The organism is Mycobacterium sp. AMU20-3851 (genome assembly GCF_043974665.1).
Classification (GTDB): Bacteria; Actinomycetota; Actinomycetes; order Mycobacteriales; family Mycobacteriaceae; genus Mycobacterium.
On record NZ_CP146371.1, the window covers coordinates 5,068,539 to 5,089,557 of the forward strand.

A 21,019-nucleotide genomic window follows, 5' to 3' on the forward strand; every position below is an offset into this window, starting at 1 on the left:
GGGCCAGCCTAACGGGTGAGGTATTGATGAGCGTCTTTGCGGTGCAGCAGCACGATGCCCCCGACGATCAGCACCGACCCGATGATGGTGCAGGCCGCGAAGCCGAAGGCGGCCAACTCGGGACGGTCCACGGTGAACAGGCTGGCGACCGAATAGAACACCGAGGTCAGACCGGCGGCGGTCAGCACCGTGCGCGGCCACCGATAACCCAGTCGCATCAGCACCGCGAAGGTGGCCACCACCGCGGCGATCACCACCACGAACAATCCGGACACCGCGTAGATGAAGCCCGAAGCGTCGGGCAGACGCGCGGTCGACAGGTCGATGACATACCCGAGCACCATCAGCGGCAGCGCCGCGATCCACAACCAGAAACCCGTATCGATGTCCTCGGGGCGCCCGTCCGGGTCCGTGCTGCTCGACGGTTCGGTCACGCCAGCCATCCGGCGGCCTCCGCCGCCCAATAGGTCAGCACGATGTCTGCACCGGCGCGACGAATGCTGATCAGCGATTCCAGCGCCGAGGCCTGCAGGTCGATCCAGCCGTTGGCGGCGGCCGCGCAGATCATCGAGTACTCCCCCGAGATCTGGTACGCGGCAACCGGCACCGGTGAGATGTCGGCGGCGGCTGCCACCACGTCGAGGTAGCTCATCGCCGGCTTGACCATCACCATGTCCGCGCCCTCGTCGATGTCCAGTGCGATCTCGTGCACGGCTTCGCGGGCGTTGCCGGAATCCTGTTGGTAGGTGCGCCGGTCACCGGTCAGGCTCGAGCTCACGGCCTCCCGGAACGGACCGTAGAACGCCGACGCGAACTTCGCGGCGTAGGCGAGGATCGCGACGTCGTCGTGACCGGCCTCGTCGAGTCCTTCCCGGATGGCGGCGACCTGGCCGTCCATCATCCCGCTGGGCCCGACCACGTGCGCACCCGAGTGTGCCTGCGCGACAGCCAGTTTCACGTACTGCTCGTTCGTGGCGTCGTTGTCCACCCGGCCCCGGGCATCCAACACGCCACAGTGGCCGTGGTCGGTGAACTCGTCGAGGCAGGTGTCGGCCATGAGCACGGTGGCATCACCGAGGTCGGCAGCCAGATCACGCAGTGCGACGTTCAGGATGCCGTCCGGATCGATCCCCGCCGAACCCTGCGGGTCCTTGTCCTCATCGCGCGGTACACCGAAGAGCATCAGCCCGCCCACGCCGGCGGTCACCGCATCAGCGGCGGCCCGGCGCAGTGAATCCCGGGTGTGCTGAACGACTCCCGGCATCGAGGCGATCGGCCGCGGTTCGGTCAACCCGTCGGCGACGAACATCGGCAGCACCAGATGCCTGGGCTCCAGCGACGTCTGCGCCACCAGCCGGCGCATCGCGGGCGTGGAGCGCAGCCGACGTGGACGATGCAGCGGGAATGCCACTAGCGCGCGCCTCCTTGTTCCGGCGAGATTTACCTGCGGCGGCTCTTCTTGCGCGGCGGAGGCAACGCCCCCTCGGCACGCAGTCGCGCCGCATGCTCCGCGAGCGCCTCGACCAGCGGTCCGACCGCTGCCGTCTCCGGCTGCACATCGACCCGGAGACCGAATTCCACGGCGGTTTCAGCCGTCTTCGGCCCGATGCACGCGACGATGGTGCGGGCGTGCGGCTTGCCCGCGATGCCGACCAGGTTGCGCACCGTGGAGCTGGAGGTGAAGCAGACCGCGTCGAACCCACCGGTCTTGATCATCTCGCGGGTCTGCGCCGGCGGCGGAGCGGCACGCACGGTCCGGTACGCCGTGACATCCTCGATCTCCCAACCACGTTCGCGCAGACCCTCGGCCAGCGTCTCGGTGGCGATATCGGCGCGCGGCAACAGCACCCGGTTCACCGGGTCGAAAATCTCGTCGTAGGGCGGGAACTCGTCGAGCAGGCCCAGCGAGGACTGCTCACCGGCGGGCACCAACTCCGGGTTGATGCCGAACGCGCGCACCCGGTCCGCGGTGGCCTGTCCGACGCAGGCGATCTTCACGCCGGAGAACGCACGCGCATCCAGCCCGAACTCGTTGAACTTCTCCCACACCGCGCGCACCGCGTTGGTGGAGGTGAACACCACCCACTGGAACCGACCGTCGACCAAACCCTTGACGGCCCTTTCCATCTGGGCCGGGCTACGCGGCGGCTCGACGGCGATGGTCGGCACCTCGATCGGCAGCGCGCCGTGGGTGACCAAGCGGTCACTCATCTCGCCGGCCTGATCCTTGGTGCGCGGCACCAGCACGGTCCAGCCGTACAGTGCGCGGCTCTCCCACCAGTTCAGCTTGGCGCGGTTGGCCACGGTCTTGCCGATGGTCACCACCAGCGGCCCGGCCAGCGGGCCGGGGGTTCCGCCGCTGGATTCCGCAGCAGCCAGAATCGTCTTGTCCCCCAAGCCGATCAGCGTGGTCTCCACCGAATGTTGCTGGCAGGTGGTGCCGTGTGCGGTGACGACTGCCGGGGTGTTCTCCGCCAGCCCGAACTCGACCAGGGTCTTGGCGGCGTCGGCCAGGTGCGAGGCCGTCGCGTGCAGGATCAGCGGCCCGGGTGCAGCGGCCAGCGCGGCCCAGTCCACGTTCGGGTCCCGAACGTCGGCCACGGTGTGCGAGGAGCCCAGCGGCAGACCGGCGTACGTCGGCACCGCGGTGGTGTCCGGCAGGCCGGGCACGATCTCGAAATTCAGGTGGGTGCGGGCGAGGGTGTTGACCTCGGTGATGACGGCATCGATCGACAGCGGGTCGCCGGCCACCAGCCGGACCACGTCGTAGCCGTGCCGGGCCTCGGTGGCCAGGGTCTTGGCGACCTCGGCCGGGTCCCCCAGGGCAGGCCGGATGTCCGGTCCACCGGGCATCACCGCCTCGGCGTTCTCGGCGGCCGAACCGTCCGCGGCGGCGGGCTCGGGACCCGAGGCCGGCGGCAGTTCGGAACCGACCAGCGCGAGCACCGCCTCGGGCACATCGGGGTCGGTGAAGACCGTCGCCGCGTTGGCGAGTATGTTTCGCGCACGGGTTGTCAACAGGCCTGGATCACCCGGGCCTGAGCCCACGAACGTAATGCGGCCGGGCCGGATCTTTCGGCCTCGGCTACCTGCCTGCCCAGTCATCTGTCACTCCCAGAATCTGCCAACACGTCCCGTGCACCCAATTCGAACAGCTCCGCGGCCACCGAGAGCCCCAGCTCCCGTGCCCGTTCCGGAGTCCCGATACCGGACGCACGGATCACGTCGGATCCGTCCAGCGCCGCCACGCACGCGCGCAGCGACAGCTCTTCGAAGACCCGGCCGTCCTCGTCGATGGACTCGACCACCTCAGCGATCGCGCCCACCGGCGCGGAACAGCCCGCCTCCAGTTCGGCGAGCAGGACACGTTCAGCGGTGACCGCGGCGCGAGTGTCGGCGTCGTCCAACTCCGCCAGCACCGCGGCAAGCTCGGTGTCGTCACCGCGACACTCCACCGCGAGAGCCCCTTGAGCCGGTGCCGGCAACATCTGCACCGGTTCCAGAGCCTCGGTGACAACGTCCAACCGCCCGACGCGGGCAAGACCCGCACGAGCGACGACGACGCCGTCGAGATCACCGCTACTTACCCTGTTCAACCTGGTGTCTAGGTTGCCTCGTAGGGGGCGGATTTCCAAACCGAGACCCAGTGCTCTAAGCTGCGCCGCCCGTCGCGGGCTCGACGTCCCGATCACGGAGCCGACCGGCAACTCCCCGAGCACCAGACCGTCGCGCGCCACGAGTGCGTCCCTGGGGTCCTCACGGGCCGGGATGGCGGCGATGTTGAACCGCGGGTCCTCCGCGGTCGGCAAATCTTTGTGCGAGTGCACCGCCATGTCGACGGTGCCGTCCAGGATCGCCTCGCGCAGCGCGGCAGTGAAAACCCCCACACCGATGTCGGCGATCGGGCCCTGATTGCGGTCGCCCTCCGTGGACACGATCACCAACTCGGCGGGGTGGCCGTTGGCGATGAGTGCGTCCCGGATGGTCCCGGCTTGAGTGGTGGCGAGCAGGCTCCCGCGGGTGCCGATCCTGATCACTGTTGGGGCTCCGTCTGCTGAGTAGCCAATCTGCTACTCAGGCTTGTCGTTATCTGTTGCGATCAGCGGCAATTCGCCGCCGGAAACCGCGTCGACGGCCTGCGGGTCGAGCTCGAAGAGCTCCCGCAGGGCTTCGGCATAGCTGTCGCCACCGGGGGCGCCGGCCAGCTGCTTCACCCGCACCGTGGGGGCGTGCAGCAGTTTGTCGACCACTCGGCGTACCGTCCGGGCCACCTCGTCGCGATGCGTCGCGTCCAGGCCGGGCAAGCGGTTGTCCAGGCGGAGGAGTTCGGCCTCGACGACGTCGGCCGCGCGCTGGCGCAGCGCGGTGACGGTCGGGGTGACTTCGGCCATTCGCTGGCCGGCCAGGTAGTTGGCAACCTCGGCGGCCACGATGGACCGGGCCGCATCGGCGTCCGAGGCCGCCGCGCGGGCGGTCGGCTCGCGCTGGATGCGGTCCATGTCGATGACGTGCACGCCGGGCAGCCCAGCCACCGCGAGGTCGATGTCGCGGGGCATACCGAGGTCGCACATCACCAGCGGCCGGTCGCCGTCGCGGGCCGCCAGACCGTGGTGCACATCGGCCAGCGACATCACCGGGCGCACCGCGCCGGTGCTGCTGACCACGACGTCGGCCGTGGCCAGCACGGTGGAGATGTCGTCGAGGGAGTAGGCGTTGGCGGTGACGCCGAGTTCGGCGATGTTCTCGGCGAGACGACGGGCCCGCGGCAGCGAGCGGTTCACCACGTCGATGCGGTCCACCCCGGCGCGAACCAGGTGCTTGCCGGCCAGCGCGCCCATGGCGCCGGCGCCGACCACTACGGCGGTCTTGCCGACCAGGCCTTGGTCGAGCCGCTTCTGGGCCATCTCCAGCGACACCGAGACCACCGAGGCTCCGGCGGAATCGATGCCCGTCTCGGTGTGCACCCGCTTGCCCACCGACAGTGCGCGCTGGGCCAACTCGTGCAGGGTGCGGCCGACGGTGTGGTTGGCTTCGGCAGCCGCGTAGGCGCGTCGCACCTGGCCGAGCACCTGCTGTTCACCCATGACCACGGAATCCAGACCGCTGGTGACGGCGAACAGATGCTCGACGGCAGCCTCGGCGTACCGCACGTAGGCGTATTTGGTTAGATCGTTGAGTCCCATCCCGGAGTGCTCGGAGAGCACCTGGCCGATGACCGACAGGCCACCGTGGAAGGCCTCGACCACCGCGTATACCTCGACGCGGTTGCAGGTCGAAAGCACCATGGCCTCGGTGACCAGCGACGACCGCAGAACCTCGTCGATGATCTTGGCCTGATCGGACTCGTCAGTGCTCAACTGCTCCAGTACGGATACCGGCGCACTGCGATGCGAAACCCCGAATAGCAGCACGCTCACGGCATCATCACCACAGATCTAAGTTAATCGTTCACCACGTAGCTACCAAATTAGCTGAGGTCGGTACGCAACCGGGGTACGTCCACTTCCCAGTAGCTGTGCTCGGCCCCGTCCAGCAGCACCACCGGCAGCCGGTCTCCGAACTCGGCCCGCAGGGTGCTATCCCCGGCCGCCGCCGCGGCGTCCACGTCGGTGGAATCGAGCGTGAAGCCCAGTTCGTCCGCCAGCGCGGTCAACGTCTGAGCCGCGCGCTGGCACATGCTGCAGCCGGCTCGTGTGAGCAACACCACCTGATGGTCCACGCCCCCAGTATCGCGCGTCGGTGACCTAATGTTGAACGGTGTCCGAGACGCCCCCGCCGCCGCCGCCGGATCTGACCGCGGCCGCGTTCTTCGACGTCGACAACACGTTGGTGCACGGGTCCTCGCTGGTGCACTTTGCCCGCGGGCTGGCCGCCCGTAAGTACTTCACCTACTCCGACATCCTCGGGATCGTGTACGCGCAGGCCAAGTTCCAGTTCACCGGCAAGGAGAACAGCGACGACGTCGCCGAGGGCAAGCAGAAGGCGCTGGCCTTCATCGAGGGCCGGTCGACCGCGGAACTGGTGGAGCTCGGCGAGGAGATCTACGACGAGATCATCGCCGACAAGATCTGGCCCGGCACCCGCGCACTGGCGCAGATGCACCTCGACGCAGGTCAGCAGGTGTGGCTGGTGACCGCGACGCCGTTCGAGTTGGCCGACACGATCGCGCGCAGGCTCGGTCTGACCGGTGCCCTGGGCACCGTCGCGGAATCGGTCGACGGGGTGTTCACCGGGCGGCTGGTCGGCGACATCCTGCACGGGGCGGGCAAGGCGCACGCGGTGCGGTCTCTGGCCATCCGGGAAGGCCTGAACCTGCGCCGGTGCACGGCCTACTCGGACAGTTTCAACGACGTGCCGATGCTGTCCCTGGTCGGGACGGCGGTGGCGATCAACCCGGACGCAGCGCTGCGCGATGTGGCCCGCGAACGCGGCTGGGAGATCCGTGACTTCCGGACCGCCCGCAAGGCGGCCCGGATCGGGGTGCCGTCGGCGCTCGCGCTGGGCGCGGTCGGCGGGGCGCTGGCCGCGGTGGCCTCCCGGCGCGACGCGGGTCGCTGATCTGCGCGCTGCTAGGCTGACCGGCCATGGGAATCGCTGAGGAAATCGTCGGAACCCACTTCCGGTACCCCGACTATTTCGAGGTCGGACGCGAGAAGGTCCGCGAGTTCGCGACCGCCGTCCAGGACGAGCATCCCGCGCATCACTCCGAGGAGGCCGCCGCCGAGCACGGTCACGACGGGCTGGTCGCGTCCCTGACCTTCATCGCGGTGGCCGGCCGCCGGGTGCAGTTGGAGCTGTTCAACCACTTCGATGTGCCGATCAACTTGGAGCGGGTGTTGCACCGCGATCAGAAGCTGATCTTCCACCGCCCGATCAAGGTCGGCGACAAGCTGTGGTTCGACACGTACCTGGATTCGGTCATCGAATCGCACGGCACCGTGATCAGCGAGATCCGCACCGAGGTCAGCGACGACGACGGCAACCCGATCATGACCACGGTGGTCACCATGCTCGGCGAGGCCCAGAGCGACAGCGAGGCCAGTGAGGTCAGCGCGCAGATCGCCGCGGCCCGCGACGCGGCCATCGCGAAGATGGTCGCCAACCAGCGGGCGTGAACCGCGCTGCGCGCCGAGATCGACGTTTCCGCGGCCCCGGGGCCGTTTCGAGCGCATTTTCGTCGATTTCACGGACGCCAGCCTCGTGCCAGCAGTGCTTCACGCGCCTCCGCGACAATGTCGCCGGGTCTGTCTTCCTTGATCACATGCAAGATGTGCCACCCGAGCCGCCGTAGAATCCGCGCCACCCGCACATCGTTCACGTAATCGTTGCGGCTGGTCAGATGCTGCTGACCGTCATACTCCGCGCCCACCTTGAACTCCGGCCAGCACATGTCGATTCGCCGGACGTAGAACCCGTCCTCGTCGTAGACCACCAACTGGGTTGTCGGCCTGGGTAACCCGGCATCGACGAACAGCAACCGCAACCAGGTTTCCTTCGGGGATTCCGCGCCGCCGTCCACCAGCGGTAACGCGGTGCGAAGCCGCCTCAACCCCCGCGCCCGCGGATGGCGCTCGCCCAGCATCAGCACGTCACCGGTGGCGAACCTGCGGGCCCGCCGAAGTGCATCCAACCTGGCCACCGCCTCGTCACGCGGACGGCATCTGGCCAGGTCGAAGGCGGTCCGTGCCAAAGTGGTGACCCGCACTCCCGCAACGCTCGTGATCTCGTCAGGGTGCAGGCTGTCATTTCGGACGATCAGACCGGGTTGGGTCCGGCGGCCGCTTATGACAACTTCGATCGGCTCGTCGGCGGCCACCCACCTCGCCCCATGCACCGCGGACGCCGCGACCCCGGCGACGACTGCGCCGGGTGCGGTCAAGCCAAGGCCGCGCACCCGGTCCCGCAACGAGACCTCATGCTCGGCCGGCACATAGATCCCCCGATAGATGGGCCGATACCAGCGACGCAACGCGAACGGAGTCAGCTCACCGGAAGCGACCGCGTCGGCGCCGACGAACGGGATCTGCACATCTGTTCAGACGCACCCGAAGCCGGATCGGCTCCATTGAACTCGTGAGATCGACACTTTTGCGCTCGAGACGCACATTCGACCGCGAAAACGTCGATCTCACGCGAGCGATGAGCTCAGCCCAGGAAGGTGTTCCGACGGTTGGCCAGCAGCTGATAGAGGGTGTGCTGGATGGTCTCGCGGACCTGGTCGGTCAGCTCGAAGGTCACCATCGGATCATCGGCGGCCGACTCGTCGTAGCCGTCGGTGGAGATCGGCTCGCCGAACTTGATGTGCCACTTGGACGGCAACGGGACCAGCCCGAGCGGCCCGGCCAGCGGGAACAACGGGGTCACCGGGAAATACGGCAGGCCCAGCACCCGCGCCAGCAGCTTGAGGTCCCCGACCTTGGGGTAGATCTCCTCGGATCCGACGATCGAGCACGGCACGATCGGCACCTGGGCGCGCAGGGCCGCCGAGACGAACCCACCCCGGCCGAACCGCTGCAGCTTGTAGCGATCCTTGAAGGGCTTGCCCAGCCCCTTGAAACCCTCCGGGAACACCGCGGTCAGCTCACCGGCGCCGAGCAGTCGGTGCGCATCGGAGGTGCACGCGACGGTGTGGCCCGCCTTGCGCGCGGCCTGGCCGACCCCCGGCAGGTCGAAGACCAGGTCCGCGGCCAGCGAGCGCAACACCCGGTTGCGCGGGTGATGATCGTGCACCGCCACCGACAGCATCAACGCGTCGAACGGCAGCACACCGGCGTGATTGGCGACGACGAGCCCAGCCCCGTCCAGCGGGAGATTCTCGATACCGCTGACCTCGACCCGGAACCAGGACCGGAACAGGGTGCGCAGCACGGGCAGCACGACGGCGTCGTTGAGGTGTTCGTCGAAGCCGAACTCGTCGACGGTGTAGTCGCCGGTCATCCGCTTGGTGACGAAATCGGCGAGAGCGGTGATCGCTTTCGCCCAGTCGTTGGGAGTGTCCTCGGCGGCCGCGGCTCCCCTGCTCTGATCGATCTCGCGGACCACCGCGGCCATCTGATCAGCGGAAGCCCGGGTATCGGGATCGGTCAGCAGGGACGGATGTCTGCGTGCACTGTCGGCGCGTTGAGCTGCCCGGCGCGCAGCCGTGGATCGACTCGAATTGGCATGCAGTGGAATCACTTTCGCCTTTGAATCACCCGACACGCGATATCCCTCTCCCCGGCCCGATATCGAGTCTGATCACCCACCGACGCGTTGTACCAACGCCACTGCACGACTCTCCATCGAGCGTACCCATTTCGGGTCGACGATCGGAGTCAGACCACGTCCCCGCACGTAATCGTCAAAAGCCTCCGTTGTCGTCCACTTAGGGTTATACCCTAGGTCGTTGCGCATGCGCGCGGTGTCCATCACCCGGCCGTAGCTCAGGTAATTCAACTGCTCACGATCAAGTTCGGTGTAACGCGTTGCGCGCCTGAGTGAATCGACTGCGGCCAGCGCGGACCGGGGCACCGGCAACGCGATGCGGCCGGACCTGCGGATCGCCTGACTCATCATGATGATCCCGGACCCGCCGATGTTGAAGGTGCCGGGCCGGCCGGCGATGGTGGCCCGCTCCAGCGCACCCAGGGCGTCCTGTTCGTGCAGCAACTGAAGACGCGCATCGTGTCCCAGCACCGAGGGCACCACCGGGCCGGCCAGGTACCGGGACAGCGCGGTGTCCATGGCGGGTCCGATCATGTTGGCCAGCCGCAAAATAGACACCGCGATGTCCGGACGACGTCGGGCCAGCCCACGGGCGTAACCCTCGATGTCGATGCTGTCACGAGCGAACCCGTCCGCCGGGGGACGGCGCGCGCCGGTGTCCTCGGTGAACAGCACGGGGTCCCGCGGGCTCGACCCGTACACCTCGGAGGTGGACTTGAGGATCACCCGGCGTACCGACGGCGCCTTCTGACAGGCCGCGAACAACTGGATCGCGCCCATGACGTTCAGCTCTTTGAGGGTCGCCCGACCGCCGGCCCGCGGCGCGTACGAGGCCGCCGCGGCATGCACGACGGTGTCGACGTCACCGTTTCGGATGACCTTGGCGATGAACGGGTTGCGGATGTCGGCGCGCACGAACTCGGCGCGCCCCATCCGGCGCAGCAGATCCTTGCTCGGCGCGATGGCATCGACCGCGATGACGTGGTCGATCGCGGGGTTCTGCGCCAGGCGGGCCGTCAGGTAACCGCCCAGGAACCGGCAGGCGCCGGTGACCAGCACCACCTTGGGTTCGGTCGCCTGCGCATCCATCGGGCCAGCCTATCGGCGAGAGCCGAAAACTACTTACCGAGTTTTCTGCGCTGCACCCGAGTGCGACGAAGCAGCTTCCGGTGCTTCTTCTTCGACATGCGCTTACGCCGCTTCTTGATGACTGAACCCATGAACTCCGCTACCTACCGATGAGTGAACTGACCGAATTACCTTACCCGGGCACCCTGGCATAGCGGAAAACGCGTCCCCGCAATGCCCTCGGACCTGCCCTGGTCCCGGTGCGATCAGCCTGCGTCGAAGTACGACGTCTCCAACAGATCGTGAACCGCCTTGGCGTGCACCCGGAACGACCGACCGACCCGCACCGCCGGCAGTTCGCCGTTGTGCACCAGCCGGTAGACGGTCATCTTGCTCACCCGCATCAGACTTGCCACTTCGGCAACAGTGAGAAATTGCGCCTTCGGCTGGCCGTCGCCGGCGGAATCCCGCGCCGATGGCCCGTTCAATGACGTCATCGCAACCCAATCCATAAGGCACGGCCGGGCCAGCGGCTTCCCCACCGCTGGCACGTACGCGTGCATACACGAGGAGAATAGCGTGGCCATTGGGGTTATTGCGACGGGTGTGGGCTAATCCGTCCGAAATTGGTGAACTACTCGGATGTAATTCCTAGCTGCTCAGAGCGCTTTTTTGCGGCCGCGATGGCGTCGGAGACGGCACTGCGCAGCCCTCCTCGCTCGAGTTCCCGCAGACCAGCCGCGGTGGTGCCGCCCGGGGACGTGATGATGGCCCGCAGGGCGGCCGCCGAGGTGTCCATGACACCCGGCGGGTTGCTGTCGCGGCGGTCGAGCAGCATCGCTGCCGACCCGGCCATGGTGTGCACCACGAGTTCGGTGGCGACCTCCCGGCTGAGGCCGGCGTCCACCCCGGCGTCCACGAGCGCCTCGACCATCAGGAAGAAATACGCGGGACCAGAACCGGACACCGCGGTGACCGCGTCCAGTTGCGTCTCGGCCACCGTGAGCACATCGCCGACGGTGTCGAAGATCGCCGACACCTCCTTGAGCTGTTCGGCCGTCGCGAAGCGGCCCGCTGCCAGCGCGCTGACGCCGCCGCCGACCACCATCGGGGCATTCGGCATGACCCGCACCACCGGGGCGCCTGCGGGCAACTTGGCCTCGTAGAACGCGGTGCTGACGCCGGCCGCCACGCTGACGAAGACCTGCTCCTCGCTCTCGCCGTCCGCCTTGGCCACCGCCTCGGCGATCTCCGCGGTCACCGACTCCACGTCGGCGGGCTTCACCGCGATGACGATGTAGGTGGCGTTCTCGGCGGCGTCGGCCACCGACGTCACCAGCACCGAATAGGTTTCGGCCAGCTGTTTGGCCCGGTCCGGATTCTTCTCGGCGACGGCCAGATCCTTGACCTGCCGGCCTGCCCTCAACAACCCCGAGAGCAGTGCTTCGCCGATACTTCCTCCGCCGATGATCGCAATTCTTGCCACGGGGTGCAGTTTCCCACGGTGGCCGAGATCTACGTCGATGGCACCAGTGCCAGTTGGCGGGTCTGCACCACGATGCGGCCCGCGGAGTCCACCACCACGTGGTCCTCGTCGAACCACTCCTGTCCGATCTGGGTGGTGGTGCACAGCACCCGCAGCCAGCCGTCGGCCGGCCGCGCCCGCAGGAAGGCCGTCAGCTGCACCGTGGGCGCCCAGCCGAACCTGCTCACCCCGAAGGTCACCGGAGCCGACACATCGCCGCACAGCAGGGCGAACAGGACGTCGGGAGCGCCGCCGCGCGGTCGCACCCAGTACTCGATGACCGGCGGCCCACCGTCGGAGCGCGGTTCCATGGTGGTCAGCGACGGCCGGATGTCGCAGCCATGCGCCAAGTGCACGATGTCGGCCATCGGATGCCCGGGGCCGATCGGTTCCAGCCCGGGCGGGGGCTCCGGCGTCATCAACGGCACGACCGGGTTCGTCGACAGCAACGGCGGCACCTCGTGCTCTGGCACGCCGAGCGTGATCGCCGCCCGCACCGCGACCCGGTCGCCCTGCATCAGTTCGACGTCGACCAGGCTGATCCGTCGGCCTCGCTTACGAACGGTCGACACCACCTGCAGTGCACCGGGATCCGGCGCCCACAGAAAGTTCCCGGACACGACAATGGGCTCCACGCCCGGTGTATCCAACTCCGTACGGGCCGCGTTCGCGCACAGCGCCAGCATCGCCCCGCCGTGCACCTTGGGCCCGATCGTCCAGTGCTCGTCGAGCACGCCGTGATACACCCCGTCGCCTGCGGACTCCAGCCGCATCGCATCGCTGAACAACACACTCATCGCAGCAGGTGCTCCCGGGCGAACTGCAGGGACTCGGTCAACAGGACCTCCCGCTCGGCGGCGTTGCGCGCACCCGAGGTGGTGACCTCCAGGATGACGTGGCCGGTGAAATCGCTTGCCGCCAACCGTCGGCAGATCTCGGCGGCGGGCTGGCTGCCACGTCCGGGCACCAGGTGCTCGTCGGTGGACGCGCCACTGCCGTCGCACAGATGCAGGTGCACCAGGCCGTCGCCCATCCGCTGCGCCAGCTCCAGTGCGTCGGTACCGGCCGTTGCGCTGTGTGACAGGTCGAGGGTGAAGTGCGCATGCCCGCCGTCGAGCGGGTCGTAGGACGGCGCGAACGCCGAGATCGCCGGACCCGGCTTGCCACCGCGTTTGCGCATCCGCTCGATCGAGGGCTGCCCGGTACCCCAGAACCGGTCGGCCCGGAACGGGAACATGTTCTCCACCGCGACCAGCACATCGCTGCCGGCCTCCAACTCGGCGACCAGATCGCTGAATCCCTCGGCGTAGCGGCGCTGCCAGCGGAACGGCGGATGAACCACCACCGTCTGGGCGCCGAGTTGCTCGGCGGTGCGGACGCTGCGTTCCAACTTGGCGATCGGGTCCGCACCCCAAACCCGTTGGGAGATGAGCAGACACGGCGCATGCACCGAGAGCACCGGGATGCCGTAGCGACGGGACAGTTCCTCGACCGCGGCGACCTGCTGGCTGGCGGGTTCGGCCCAGACCATCAACTCGACACCGTCGTAACCGAGCCGCGCGGCGTGCTCGAAGGCCGCCTCGATGCGCAGTGGGTACACCGAGGCGGTGGACAGGCCGACCTTGATCGCGGGGCGCACTAGGTGGACTGCAGCAGCGCCAGCGGTCCGAGCGTCACCATCGCGCCCACCGCCACCGCGATCAGCGTGCTGGCGATGTCTTCGGTCTTACGAACCACCCGCACGCCCACCACCAGGCCGAGGATCACCAGCACCGACAGCGCCAGGGCCACGATGTTGTTCCACTTCCACAGTTGGTCGAAGGCGATGAACAGGCCCGCGCCCAGCGCGACGGCCAGGACGCTCTGCACGACGATCCAGAACCCGTGCATGAACGGCGACTGCTCGGACTCGTGATCGGAGGCCTCATCCAGCGGTTCGCCGAAGTCGATCGCCACCTTCTGGGTGTCGTCCTGGGTGTCGACGAGATCGCGGCGGGCGGCGTCGTCGGCGACCGAATCCCCGCCGAACAGTGTGTCGGCGGGCGACTTCAGGAACGACAGCCGGCTCTTGGCGGTGGCGTCCTTGTCCTGGACGGCCTCATCGCCGTCCTCGGCGGCGTCCAGTTCGTCGTCGAGCAGCGGGTCGAAGGTCATCTCCTCGGCGCCCCCGGACGGGCTGTGCGGCGCGTGCTGCTTCTTCAGCAGGTGCGCGTGCCGACGCGGGGCCTCCACCGGCGCGACCTCGTCGGTGTCGGGCTCGACGGCGCTGGTCTCGACGGCACTGGTCTCGACGGTGTGGCTCTCGACGATGTCGGCCTCGACGGTTTCCGCAGCCGCGGCCTCGGCTTCGGCTTCCTGCACGTCGGGCTCGGCCTCGTCGCCTTCTGCGGCCTCGAGTTCTTGTTCGGCCGGCCCGTCGACGGCGACTTCCGCCGCGGGATCCGGAGCGTCGACCGCGGTCTCCTCGACCGTCGGCGGCTCGGCCACGGCCGGCTCTTCGGCCTCGTCGAGCCGAATGACCGGGATCTCGCCGGTCAGTTCGGCGACAGTGACGGCGTCCGCGTTGCCACGGCGACGCCTGCGCCGCCCACCGGGAGCCGGGGCCCCGATGTTGCCGTTCTTGGCGAGCAGTTCTGCGACGGATATCGGACGGGTAGCGGTGTTATCGCTGGGTTCTGTCATCTTGTGTTGCCCTTGGGAGTGGCTGGGGTGGTCTCGACCAGGGCGGTCCCGTCGGCTTCACTGTCGAGTTTCCGCAGGATCAGACCTTCCCGCAACGCCCAAGGACAGATCTGAACCGTTTCGAGACCCAAAGCCCGCATACTCGCCTCAGCTACCAATGCGCCCGCCACGATCTGTGGCGCCCGTTCGGCACTCACCCCTTCCAGTTCTGCTCTATCGGCCGTAGTCATCCTAGAGATGAACGCGATCAACTGCCGTAAACCGGTGGCGGTGAGCTCGCGTTTCACCCGGGGCCCGGCCCCCGAGGGCGCGGCCCCGGTGAGCCTGGCCAGCGAACGGAAGGTCTTCGAGGTGGCCACCGCCAGATCCGGGGTGCCCGCGCTCTGCATCACCGCACCGGCCTCGGACAGCTCGGTGGTCAGCCAGTCGCGCAGCATGGCGACCCGACGCCGCCCCGGCGGGTCCTCGCTCAACCATTCCCTGGTCATCCGCCCGGCGCCGAGCGGCAGCGACATCGCCACCTCGGGCTCCTCGTCGACACCGCTGGACAGTTCCAGTGATCCACCACCGATGTCGATGTTGATGATCCGCCCGGCGCTCCAGCCGTACCAGCGGCGGACCGCGAGAAAGGTCAGCCGGGATTCGTCGACACCGCTGAGAACTTGCAGCCCGACCCCGGCCTCGGCCTGCACCCGGGCCAGTACCGCCTCGGAATTGGTGGCATCGCGCACCGCCGAGGTGGCGAACGCCATCAGTTCCGAGCAACCGGAACTGGTCGCGATCTTGGCGAACTCGTCGACGGTCTCGACCAGCTTGTCCGCACCCCGCCGGGTGAGCTTGCCGGAGCTGTCGATCGCCTCCGCGAGACGCAGCGCAGCCTTGGTGGAACTCATCGGGGTGGGATGGCCACCGCGACGGGCGTCGACCACCAACAAATGCACCGTATTGCTGCCCACATCCAGCACGCCCAATCGCACGCGACCAAGGTTAGTGGGTTTACCGTTGACAACTGTGAGGACATCACCCGTCGGAGGCATCGGTGGCGAAGTGGAACTGGACTTCGCCCGGGAATGGGTCGAGTTCTACGACCCGGAGAATCCCAACCATCTGATCAAGGCCGATATGACGTGGCTGCTGTCCAGGTGGACGTGCGTTTTCGGCACCCCCGCATGCCAGGGCACCGTGGCCGGGCGGCCGGACGACGGATGTTGCTCGCACGGCGCGTTCCTTTCCGATGACGACGACCGCGCGATGCTCGACGACGCGGTCAAGAAGCTGACCGCCGAGGACTGGCAGTACCGGGAAAAGGGTCTGGGCAAGAAGGGCTACCTGGAACAGGACGAGTACGACGGCAAGCCCAACCTCCGGACCCGCAAGTACAAGGGCGCGTGCATCTTCCTGAACCGGCCCGGTTTCGCCGGCGGCATCGGCTGCGCACTGCACTCGAAGGCACTCAAGCTGGGTGTCGAGCCGCTGACCATGAAGCCGGAGGTCTGCTGGCAACTGCCGATCCGGCGCACTCAGGACTGGGTGACCCGGCCGGACGGTTCCGAGATCCTCAAGACGGTGATCACCGAATACGACCGTCGCGGCTGGGGCGAAGGCGGATCCGACCTGCACTGGTACTGCACCGGGGACCCGGCCGCGCACGTCGGCGAGCGCCCGGTCTGGCAGTCCTACCGACCCGAGCTCACCGAGTTGCTCGGCGACAAGGCGTACGCGGAGCTGGCCGCCATGTGCAAGCGGCGCGGGCAACTCGGACTGGTCGCCGTGCATCCCGCCACTCGCGCCGCGGAGTAGCCACCGAGCCATCTAGATCCCGGAGCCGCCCGGCTCCGGGATTTCTTTTCGTTCGCATTAGATACCGATGTTAGCTTTGCTATTGTCATATCAGTTAATAACTTTTGGGTGGTCGGTGTCACATCCGGAGCGGTTGTGTGGATAGCCGAGCCTCGCTAAAGTCCCTTCATATTGCAGGGCATTCACCAGGGATTCTGCACATGACGACGGGCAATACGCGATGACATCGATCGACCTGAGCAAGCCCCGGAATCCGGTATTCCAGCAGCTCACCGGCACCGATGACGAACAGGCCACGACCGCGGGCCGCGGATCCCGGGTGACCGGCCGCCGAAGCCGCTCCCCGAAGGAGCAGCGCCGCCGGAAGGCGGTCAGGGTGATGATCACCAGCGATCTGATCACTATTTGCTGTGCCACGATCTTTGGGCACATTCTGATGTTCGGGGGGACACCCGCCCGGTTCAGCCTCGGGGCCACCGGCCTCGGCGATGTCAGCTGCGCCTGGCTGTCGCTGAGCCTGGTGCTGGTCTGGGCCGCCTTCCTGGCGGTGGGCAGCTGGTCCCCGCGGAACACGGGCCGCGGCGCCGACGACTACGTGGTGCTCGGCATGGCCACCCTGCAGGTCTTCGGGTTGTTCGCGGCCCTGTCGTTACTGCTGTCCATCGACATCCCGGCCCGCTTCCTGGGGATCGTGCTGGCGCTGGGCCTGACGGGCCTGATGATCAACCGGTGGCTGTGGCGACGGGCGTCTGCCCGCCGGCGCCGACAGGGGCTGGACCAGGCGCCACTGCTGATCGTCGGGACCGAAGCCGCGGCCCGCGACATCGCCACCGAATTCGGCAAGGATCCCTGGGCGGGTTACCGCATCGCGGGTGTCTGCACCCCCGCCGGCCCGACGCCGGCCAACGGGTCGATGTCGATCAACGGCGCAACCGTGCCGATCGTCGGGATGGATCAGGCCATCCTCGACGCCGTCGCACGTACCGGTGCCGAGACCGTCGCCCTGGCCGCCACCGACCATCTGCGGCCCGTCGAGATCCGCCGGTTGATGTGGGAACTCGACGAGGTCGGCGTCGATCTGATGATCGCTCCCGGTCTCATCGATGTCGCCAACCAGCGTCTGGTCAGCAGCCCGGTGGCCGGAATGGCCATGCTGGAGGTCACCAAACCTCAGTACAGCCGCGCCAATTCGTTGCTCAAGCGCACCTTCGACATCCTCTTCTCGACGACCGCGCTACTGCTGGTCTCCCCCGTGCTGATCGCCGCCGCCGTCGCCGTGAAGAGGTCCGGCCCGGGACCCATCTTCTACCGGTCCGAGCGCATCGGTATCGACGGCACCGAGTTCCAGATGACCAAGTTCCGCAGCATGATCACCGGCGCGGATGCGATGGTCGCCGACCTGATCGCCAAGAACAACGGAAGCAGCCTGTACTTCAAACTCAAGAACGATCCGCGGGTGACCCGGGTCGGGAAGTTCCTGCGCAAGTACAGCATCGACGAACTGCCGCAGTTCTTCGATGTGCTGCGCGGCGATATGAGCGTGGTCGGTCCGCGCCCGCAGGTGCGCCGCGAGGTGGACTCCTATGACGACCTGGTGGGCCGCCGGCTCACCGTCAAACCCGGCCTGACCGGCCTGTGGCAGGTCAGCGGGCGCTCGGACCTGGAAGTCGAGGACGCCGTCCGGCTGGATCTGTCCTACGTCGAGAACTGGTCGCTGATGCAGGACATGGTGATCATCGCCAAGACGGTGACCACCGTGCTGCGCGGCAGCGGCGCCTACTGAGCTCCGTCACAACGTCTGCAGCGCAATCCCGTTCAGCAGTACGTGATTCAACGAGTAGCCCCCCGATGACACGTTGGTGTAGCTCGGCATCAGCGGGCCGTCCTGCTCCAGGGTGAGCGTGTCGAAGGAGATGTCGCGCAGGGTCGCACCATTCTCCGCGATCAGGCCGAGGATCCAGGTGGCGGTACCCGGGGTGTCGGTGACGGTCAGGCCCGCGATCGTCACCGCGGAGATGGATGTGTTCGGATTGCCCGCCCACAGCAGCACCCCGCCGTGTACCACTTCAGGGTTGGTGTTGCAGTTGATCAGTGTGCCGCCGACGACCCGTACGTCGGTCACCGAATAGGTGTCGTAGCTCGGTTCGGTGGCGATGTACACACCAGCGGCATCAGTGTTGGCGATCGTCACATTGTTGTAGGTGATGTTCTCCCCGCCCACCACGGTGACACCGCGTCCCCAGGTGGTGCCGTTGACGACGGGATTGTTGATCACGATGTTCTTCGAGATGACTCCGTCACTGCGGTAGGAGACCACCGCGATGCCGTCGTCGCCGGTCCATTCGGTGTAGGCGTTGTTCACCACACCGTCGTGGGAGCCGTTGGTCATGTGGATACCGTCGGCCAGGGATCGGATGACCCGGACATTGTCCATCTCGAAATAGCCTGCGCCGGTGAGGTACACACCCGCACCGGCGGACCCGTCGATGGTGAGGTCACGGATCGTGACATGGTCGGCGGCTATGTAGACGGTGGAGATCGGCGAGCGGGACTCGATCAGTGGGGAGGACATCGTCAGGTCGTGCACGGTGACGCCGTCGGCCAGGATCTGCAACTGTGCGGTGAGATCGTCGGTCGCGGCCAGGGTGGCACCGTTGCCGTCGATGGTCACCCCCGGCACCCGGATGTACAGCACTCCGGAGTACCGGTAGGTCCGGGTCTCCAGGGTGAGGGTGTCGCCGGGTTTGAGATTGTCGAACAGCGCCTGCAGCGCGGTGGTGCTGTCGACCGGCGGTGTGGCCGCCACGGTGACGGTGGTGGAGGTGGCGGCCCGGCCGTCGCTGACCGCGACCGTGAACGTCATCGAACCGGCCACCGGCCCGGGCGTGAAAGTGTATGTCCCGGAGCCATCCACGACGACGGTTCCGCTGCGCGGTGCGGTGGTGACCGTGTAGCTCAGTGGGTCTCCGTCGGGGTCGGTGACGTTCAGTGAGCCGGTGACCACACCGGTATCCGGGTCCGGCAACCCGACCGTCGGTGTTCCGGCCACCGGCGCCCCGTTGGGTCGCCCCAGGGTCAGTACCCGGACCACCTTGTCGGCCATGTCGGTGACGACGAGCTGGTGGCCATCGGGACTCAATGCGAGCTGGTGCCAGTCGGTCTCGGGGGCTTTGTCGATTGCGAGGGTGGTGATCACCGCCCGGGTGGCGGTGGCGATCAGCTTGACGGTGTCGCGCCCTTCCGCCACGTACAGCACGGCGCCGTCGGCGCTCACCGCGACGCTCTGCGGCCGCGCCCCGACCGCGATGGTGGCGGCCACCGCCGACGTTGCCGGATCGATGACCGAGACATTGTTGCTGCCGTAGTTGGCGACGTACACCATGCCGTCGGCACCGGCTGCGACACCGAACGGGTTGGCGCCCACCTTGATCGTGCCGACATTGGTGTTGCTGGCTGTGCTGATCACCGAGACGGTCCCGGCGTTCCAGTTGGCGACGTAGACACCGGTGCCGTCGGCGGAGACGGCCAGGGTGCGCGGCGCGGAGCCGACCTTGACGGTCGCGATCACCGTGGGCAGTGTCGGCGTCGTGTCGATGACGGAGACGGTGTTGTTGCCCGCGTTGCCGACGTACAGCCGCCGACCGTCGCCGGAGATGGCGATGCCGTAGGAATAGCCCCCGTTGGTCACCACCCTGGTAAGCACAGTGTCCGTACCGGTGTCGATGACCGAGACGCCCTGATAGCCGGAAACATACGCGCGGCTCCCGTCTGGGCTGATCACCACCGCGCGCGGGGTACCGACCACCGGGATGGTGTGCACCGCGCCGCTGGCTCGGTCGACCACCGACACGGTGTTGCTGCCCGAATTGGCGACGTAGATCTTGGTGTCCGAGACCGCCACGCCCAGAGCCTTCTTGCCCACGGTGCCAGTGGTTTCGGAGACGACACTGGTCAATTCCGCCGACTGGGTGTCGGTGTCTGCGGTACGGCGAGCCCAGGCCAGCAGCGCCCAGTCGGCCGGGGAGTCCGCGGGCAACTGCCCGCCGGTGCCGGCCCGGGTGTTCGAGCGGAACAGGTTCGATACCGCCTTAGTCAGAGTGGTCAGGATGGTGGGGCGCGCAGAGGACGCCCGAATCGGTTGCGACGAGGGCGGTGTCGGCTCGAGGTTCACCGACTCCGCGGCACCGGTCGTGGCTTCCGTTGCCGGATCGCTCTTCTCGGTGGCGTTCCGGACGCTCGGCTGCAGGGTGTCGACGTCGTCATCCGGTTCGGCGGTGTCTCGGACTTCCCTGACTGCGGGTCGCGACGGTGCGGCGGGTCGTCCCTGGCGCGCCGACATCCGACAGGTATCGCATCCGGCGGCGGCCTTCCTGCCGGCGAACGGTTTCATCGTCCGCTCGACCGGCCGGGCCGACCGGGACTCTGAGGACGCCCCGGCCGTTCCGGTCTCCGGGTCGGCCCATGCCATTCCGGGTGCACCGACCATCGCGGACCCGATCCCCAGCGCCACTGCCAGGCCGCCTACTCGGCCGATACGACTCGCGTCAACCATTGCCACCCTTTCCCAAGGTGCGACGACATCGACGCGGAGTGCACCGTGCCGGGGTTTGCGATCATGTCGGATCGGCGGGTGGTTCATCGATCTTTTCGGCGACTTACGCCGGGCATCGTGGCGCTGAACAGGGAATCCGACGCGAAGGTTGCGCCGGGCCTACCCGAGGGTGCATTTGCTAGATATGC

Annotated in this window: 21 protein-coding genes; 4 read left to right on the forward strand and 17 right to left on the reverse strand. The window is 67.5% G+C overall.

Annotated features, from left to right (window positions below):
* Nucleotides 1–8 precede the first annotated feature (8 nt).
* The 6 genes from V4U86_RS24230 to V4U86_RS24255 all read right to left on the reverse strand — a co-directional run bounded on the left by V4U86_RS24230 (nt 9) and on the right by V4U86_RS24255 (nt 5,719).
* Nucleotides 9–443 carry a hypothetical protein gene (locus V4U86_RS24230; RefSeq protein ID WP_395308399.1) on the reverse strand — a complete coding sequence of 145 codons (435 nt, stop codon included), beginning with the start codon at nt 441–443 and terminating at the stop codon, nt 9–11.
* Nucleotides 431–1,363 (reverse strand): porphobilinogen synthase, encoded by a 933-nt coding sequence (gene hemB, locus V4U86_RS24235; protein WP_395312197.1) that lies wholly within the window; start codon nt 1,361–1,363, stop codon nt 431–433. The genes V4U86_RS24230 and hemB overlap by 13 nt, the downstream gene beginning before the upstream one ends.
* Before the next feature lie 77 nt (nt 1,364–1,440).
* The gene (locus V4U86_RS24240) at nt 1,441–3,105 is read right to left on the reverse strand and encodes a uroporphyrinogen-III synthase (RefSeq protein ID WP_395308400.1); all 1,665 of its coding nucleotides are present in this window, start codon (nt 3,103–3,105) and stop codon (nt 1,441–1,443) included.
* Entirely contained in the window at nt 3,102–4,037 is a 936-nt protein-coding gene (hemC, locus tag V4U86_RS24245) for a hydroxymethylbilane synthase (RefSeq protein WP_395308401.1), read from the reverse strand. The genes V4U86_RS24240 and hemC overlap by 4 nt, the downstream gene beginning before the upstream one ends.
* Nucleotides 4,038–4,070: 33 nt before the next feature.
* Nucleotides 4,071–5,417 carry a glutamyl-tRNA reductase gene (locus V4U86_RS24250; RefSeq protein ID WP_395308402.1) on the reverse strand — a complete coding sequence of 449 codons (1,347 nt, stop codon included), beginning with the start codon at nt 5,415–5,417 and terminating at the stop codon, nt 4,071–4,073.
* Between the two features lie 50 nt (nt 5,418–5,467).
* Nucleotides 5,468–5,719, reverse strand: a complete 252-nt coding sequence (locus V4U86_RS24255) for a glutaredoxin family protein (protein WP_395308403.1) — start codon at nt 5,717–5,719, stop codon at nt 5,468–5,470.
* 38 nt (nt 5,720–5,757) lie between these two features.
* Here V4U86_RS24255 and V4U86_RS24260 point away from each other — a divergent pair, with 38 nt between their 5' ends.
* Both V4U86_RS24260 and V4U86_RS24265 read left to right on the forward strand, forming a co-directional pair.
* Nucleotides 5,758–6,558 carry an HAD family hydrolase gene (locus V4U86_RS24260; protein ID WP_395308404.1) on the forward strand — a complete coding sequence of 267 codons (801 nt, stop codon included), beginning with the start codon at nt 5,758–5,760 and terminating at the stop codon, nt 6,556–6,558.
* Nucleotides 6,559–6,584: 26 nt separating this feature from the next.
* A complete protein-coding gene (locus tag V4U86_RS24265; protein WP_395308405.1) occupies nt 6,585–7,115 on the forward strand; it encodes an FAS1-like dehydratase domain-containing protein in 531 nt (176 codons plus the stop codon).
* A 68-nt stretch (nt 7,116–7,183) separates the two neighbouring features.
* Here the strand turns inward: V4U86_RS24265 and V4U86_RS24270 are convergent, their stop codons facing one another.
* The 10 genes from V4U86_RS24270 to V4U86_RS24315 all read right to left on the reverse strand — a co-directional run bounded on the left by V4U86_RS24270 (nt 7,184) and on the right by V4U86_RS24315 (nt 15,456).
* The gene (locus V4U86_RS24270) at nt 7,184–8,029 is read right to left on the reverse strand and encodes a hypothetical protein (RefSeq protein ID WP_395308406.1); all 846 of its coding nucleotides are present in this window, start codon (nt 8,027–8,029) and stop codon (nt 7,184–7,186) included.
* 116 nt (nt 8,030–8,145) lie between these two features.
* Nucleotides 8,146–9,201 (reverse strand): lysophospholipid acyltransferase family protein, encoded by a 1,056-nt coding sequence (locus V4U86_RS24275; protein ID WP_395308407.1) that lies wholly within the window; start codon nt 9,199–9,201, stop codon nt 8,146–8,148.
* Nucleotides 9,202–9,237: 36 nt separating this feature from the next.
* The gene (locus tag V4U86_RS24280) at nt 9,238–10,293 is read right to left on the reverse strand and encodes an SDR family oxidoreductase (protein ID WP_395308408.1); all 1,056 of its coding nucleotides are present in this window, start codon (nt 10,291–10,293) and stop codon (nt 9,238–9,240) included.
* 29 nt (nt 10,294–10,322) lie between these two features.
* A complete protein-coding gene (locus V4U86_RS24285; RefSeq protein ID WP_003402602.1) occupies nt 10,323–10,424 on the reverse strand; it encodes a 30S ribosomal protein bS22 in 102 nt (33 codons plus the stop codon).
* Between the two features lie 114 nt (nt 10,425–10,538).
* Nucleotides 10,539–10,769: a cell division/environmental response transcriptional regulator gene (locus V4U86_RS24290; protein WP_057170115.1), complete on the reverse strand. Its 231-nt coding sequence runs from the start codon at nt 10,767–10,769 to the stop codon at nt 10,539–10,541.
* A gap of 137 nt (nt 10,770–10,906) precedes the next feature.
* Nucleotides 10,907–11,758, reverse strand: a complete 852-nt coding sequence (proC, locus tag V4U86_RS24295; protein WP_395308409.1) for a pyrroline-5-carboxylate reductase — start codon at nt 11,756–11,758, stop codon at nt 10,907–10,909.
* Nucleotides 11,759–11,787: 29 nt separating this feature from the next.
* On the reverse strand, nt 11,788–12,594 hold the full coding sequence (locus V4U86_RS24300) for a thioesterase family protein (RefSeq protein WP_395308410.1): 807 nt from the start codon (nt 12,592–12,594) through the stop codon (nt 11,788–11,790).
* Complete coding sequence (locus V4U86_RS24305) at nt 12,591–13,436, reverse strand: sugar phosphate isomerase/epimerase family protein (RefSeq protein ID WP_395308411.1); 846 nt, start codon at nt 13,434–13,436, stop codon at nt 12,591–12,593. Before V4U86_RS24305 ends, V4U86_RS24300 begins: the two co-directional genes overlap by 4 nt.
* Entirely contained in the window at nt 13,436–14,479 is a 1,044-nt protein-coding gene (locus V4U86_RS24310; protein ID WP_395308412.1) for a hypothetical protein, read from the reverse strand. Before V4U86_RS24310 ends, V4U86_RS24305 begins: the two co-directional genes overlap by 1 nt.
* Nucleotides 14,476–15,456, reverse strand: a complete 981-nt coding sequence (locus V4U86_RS24315) for a hypothetical protein (RefSeq protein WP_395308413.1) — start codon at nt 15,454–15,456, stop codon at nt 14,476–14,478. The genes V4U86_RS24310 and V4U86_RS24315 overlap by 4 nt, the downstream gene beginning before the upstream one ends.
* Nucleotides 15,457–15,469: 13 nt before the next feature.
* Between V4U86_RS24315 and V4U86_RS24320 the strand changes: the two genes are divergently transcribed.
* Both V4U86_RS24320 and V4U86_RS24325 read left to right on the forward strand, forming a co-directional pair.
* The gene (locus tag V4U86_RS24320) at nt 15,470–16,279 is read left to right on the forward strand and encodes a hypothetical protein (RefSeq protein ID WP_395308414.1); all 810 of its coding nucleotides are present in this window, start codon (nt 15,470–15,472) and stop codon (nt 16,277–16,279) included.
* Between the two features lie 220 nt (nt 16,280–16,499).
* Nucleotides 16,500–18,062 carry a sugar transferase gene (locus tag V4U86_RS24325; protein WP_395308415.1) on the forward strand — a complete coding sequence of 521 codons (1,563 nt, stop codon included), beginning with the start codon at nt 16,500–16,502 and terminating at the stop codon, nt 18,060–18,062.
* A 6-nt stretch (nt 18,063–18,068) separates the two neighbouring features.
* Here the strand turns inward: V4U86_RS24325 and V4U86_RS24330 are convergent, their stop codons facing one another.
* Nucleotides 18,069–20,831 (reverse strand): beta-propeller fold lactonase family protein, encoded by a 2,763-nt coding sequence (locus tag V4U86_RS24330; RefSeq protein ID WP_395308416.1) that lies wholly within the window; start codon nt 20,829–20,831, stop codon nt 18,069–18,071.
* Nucleotides 20,832–21,019: the final 188 nt, after the last annotated feature.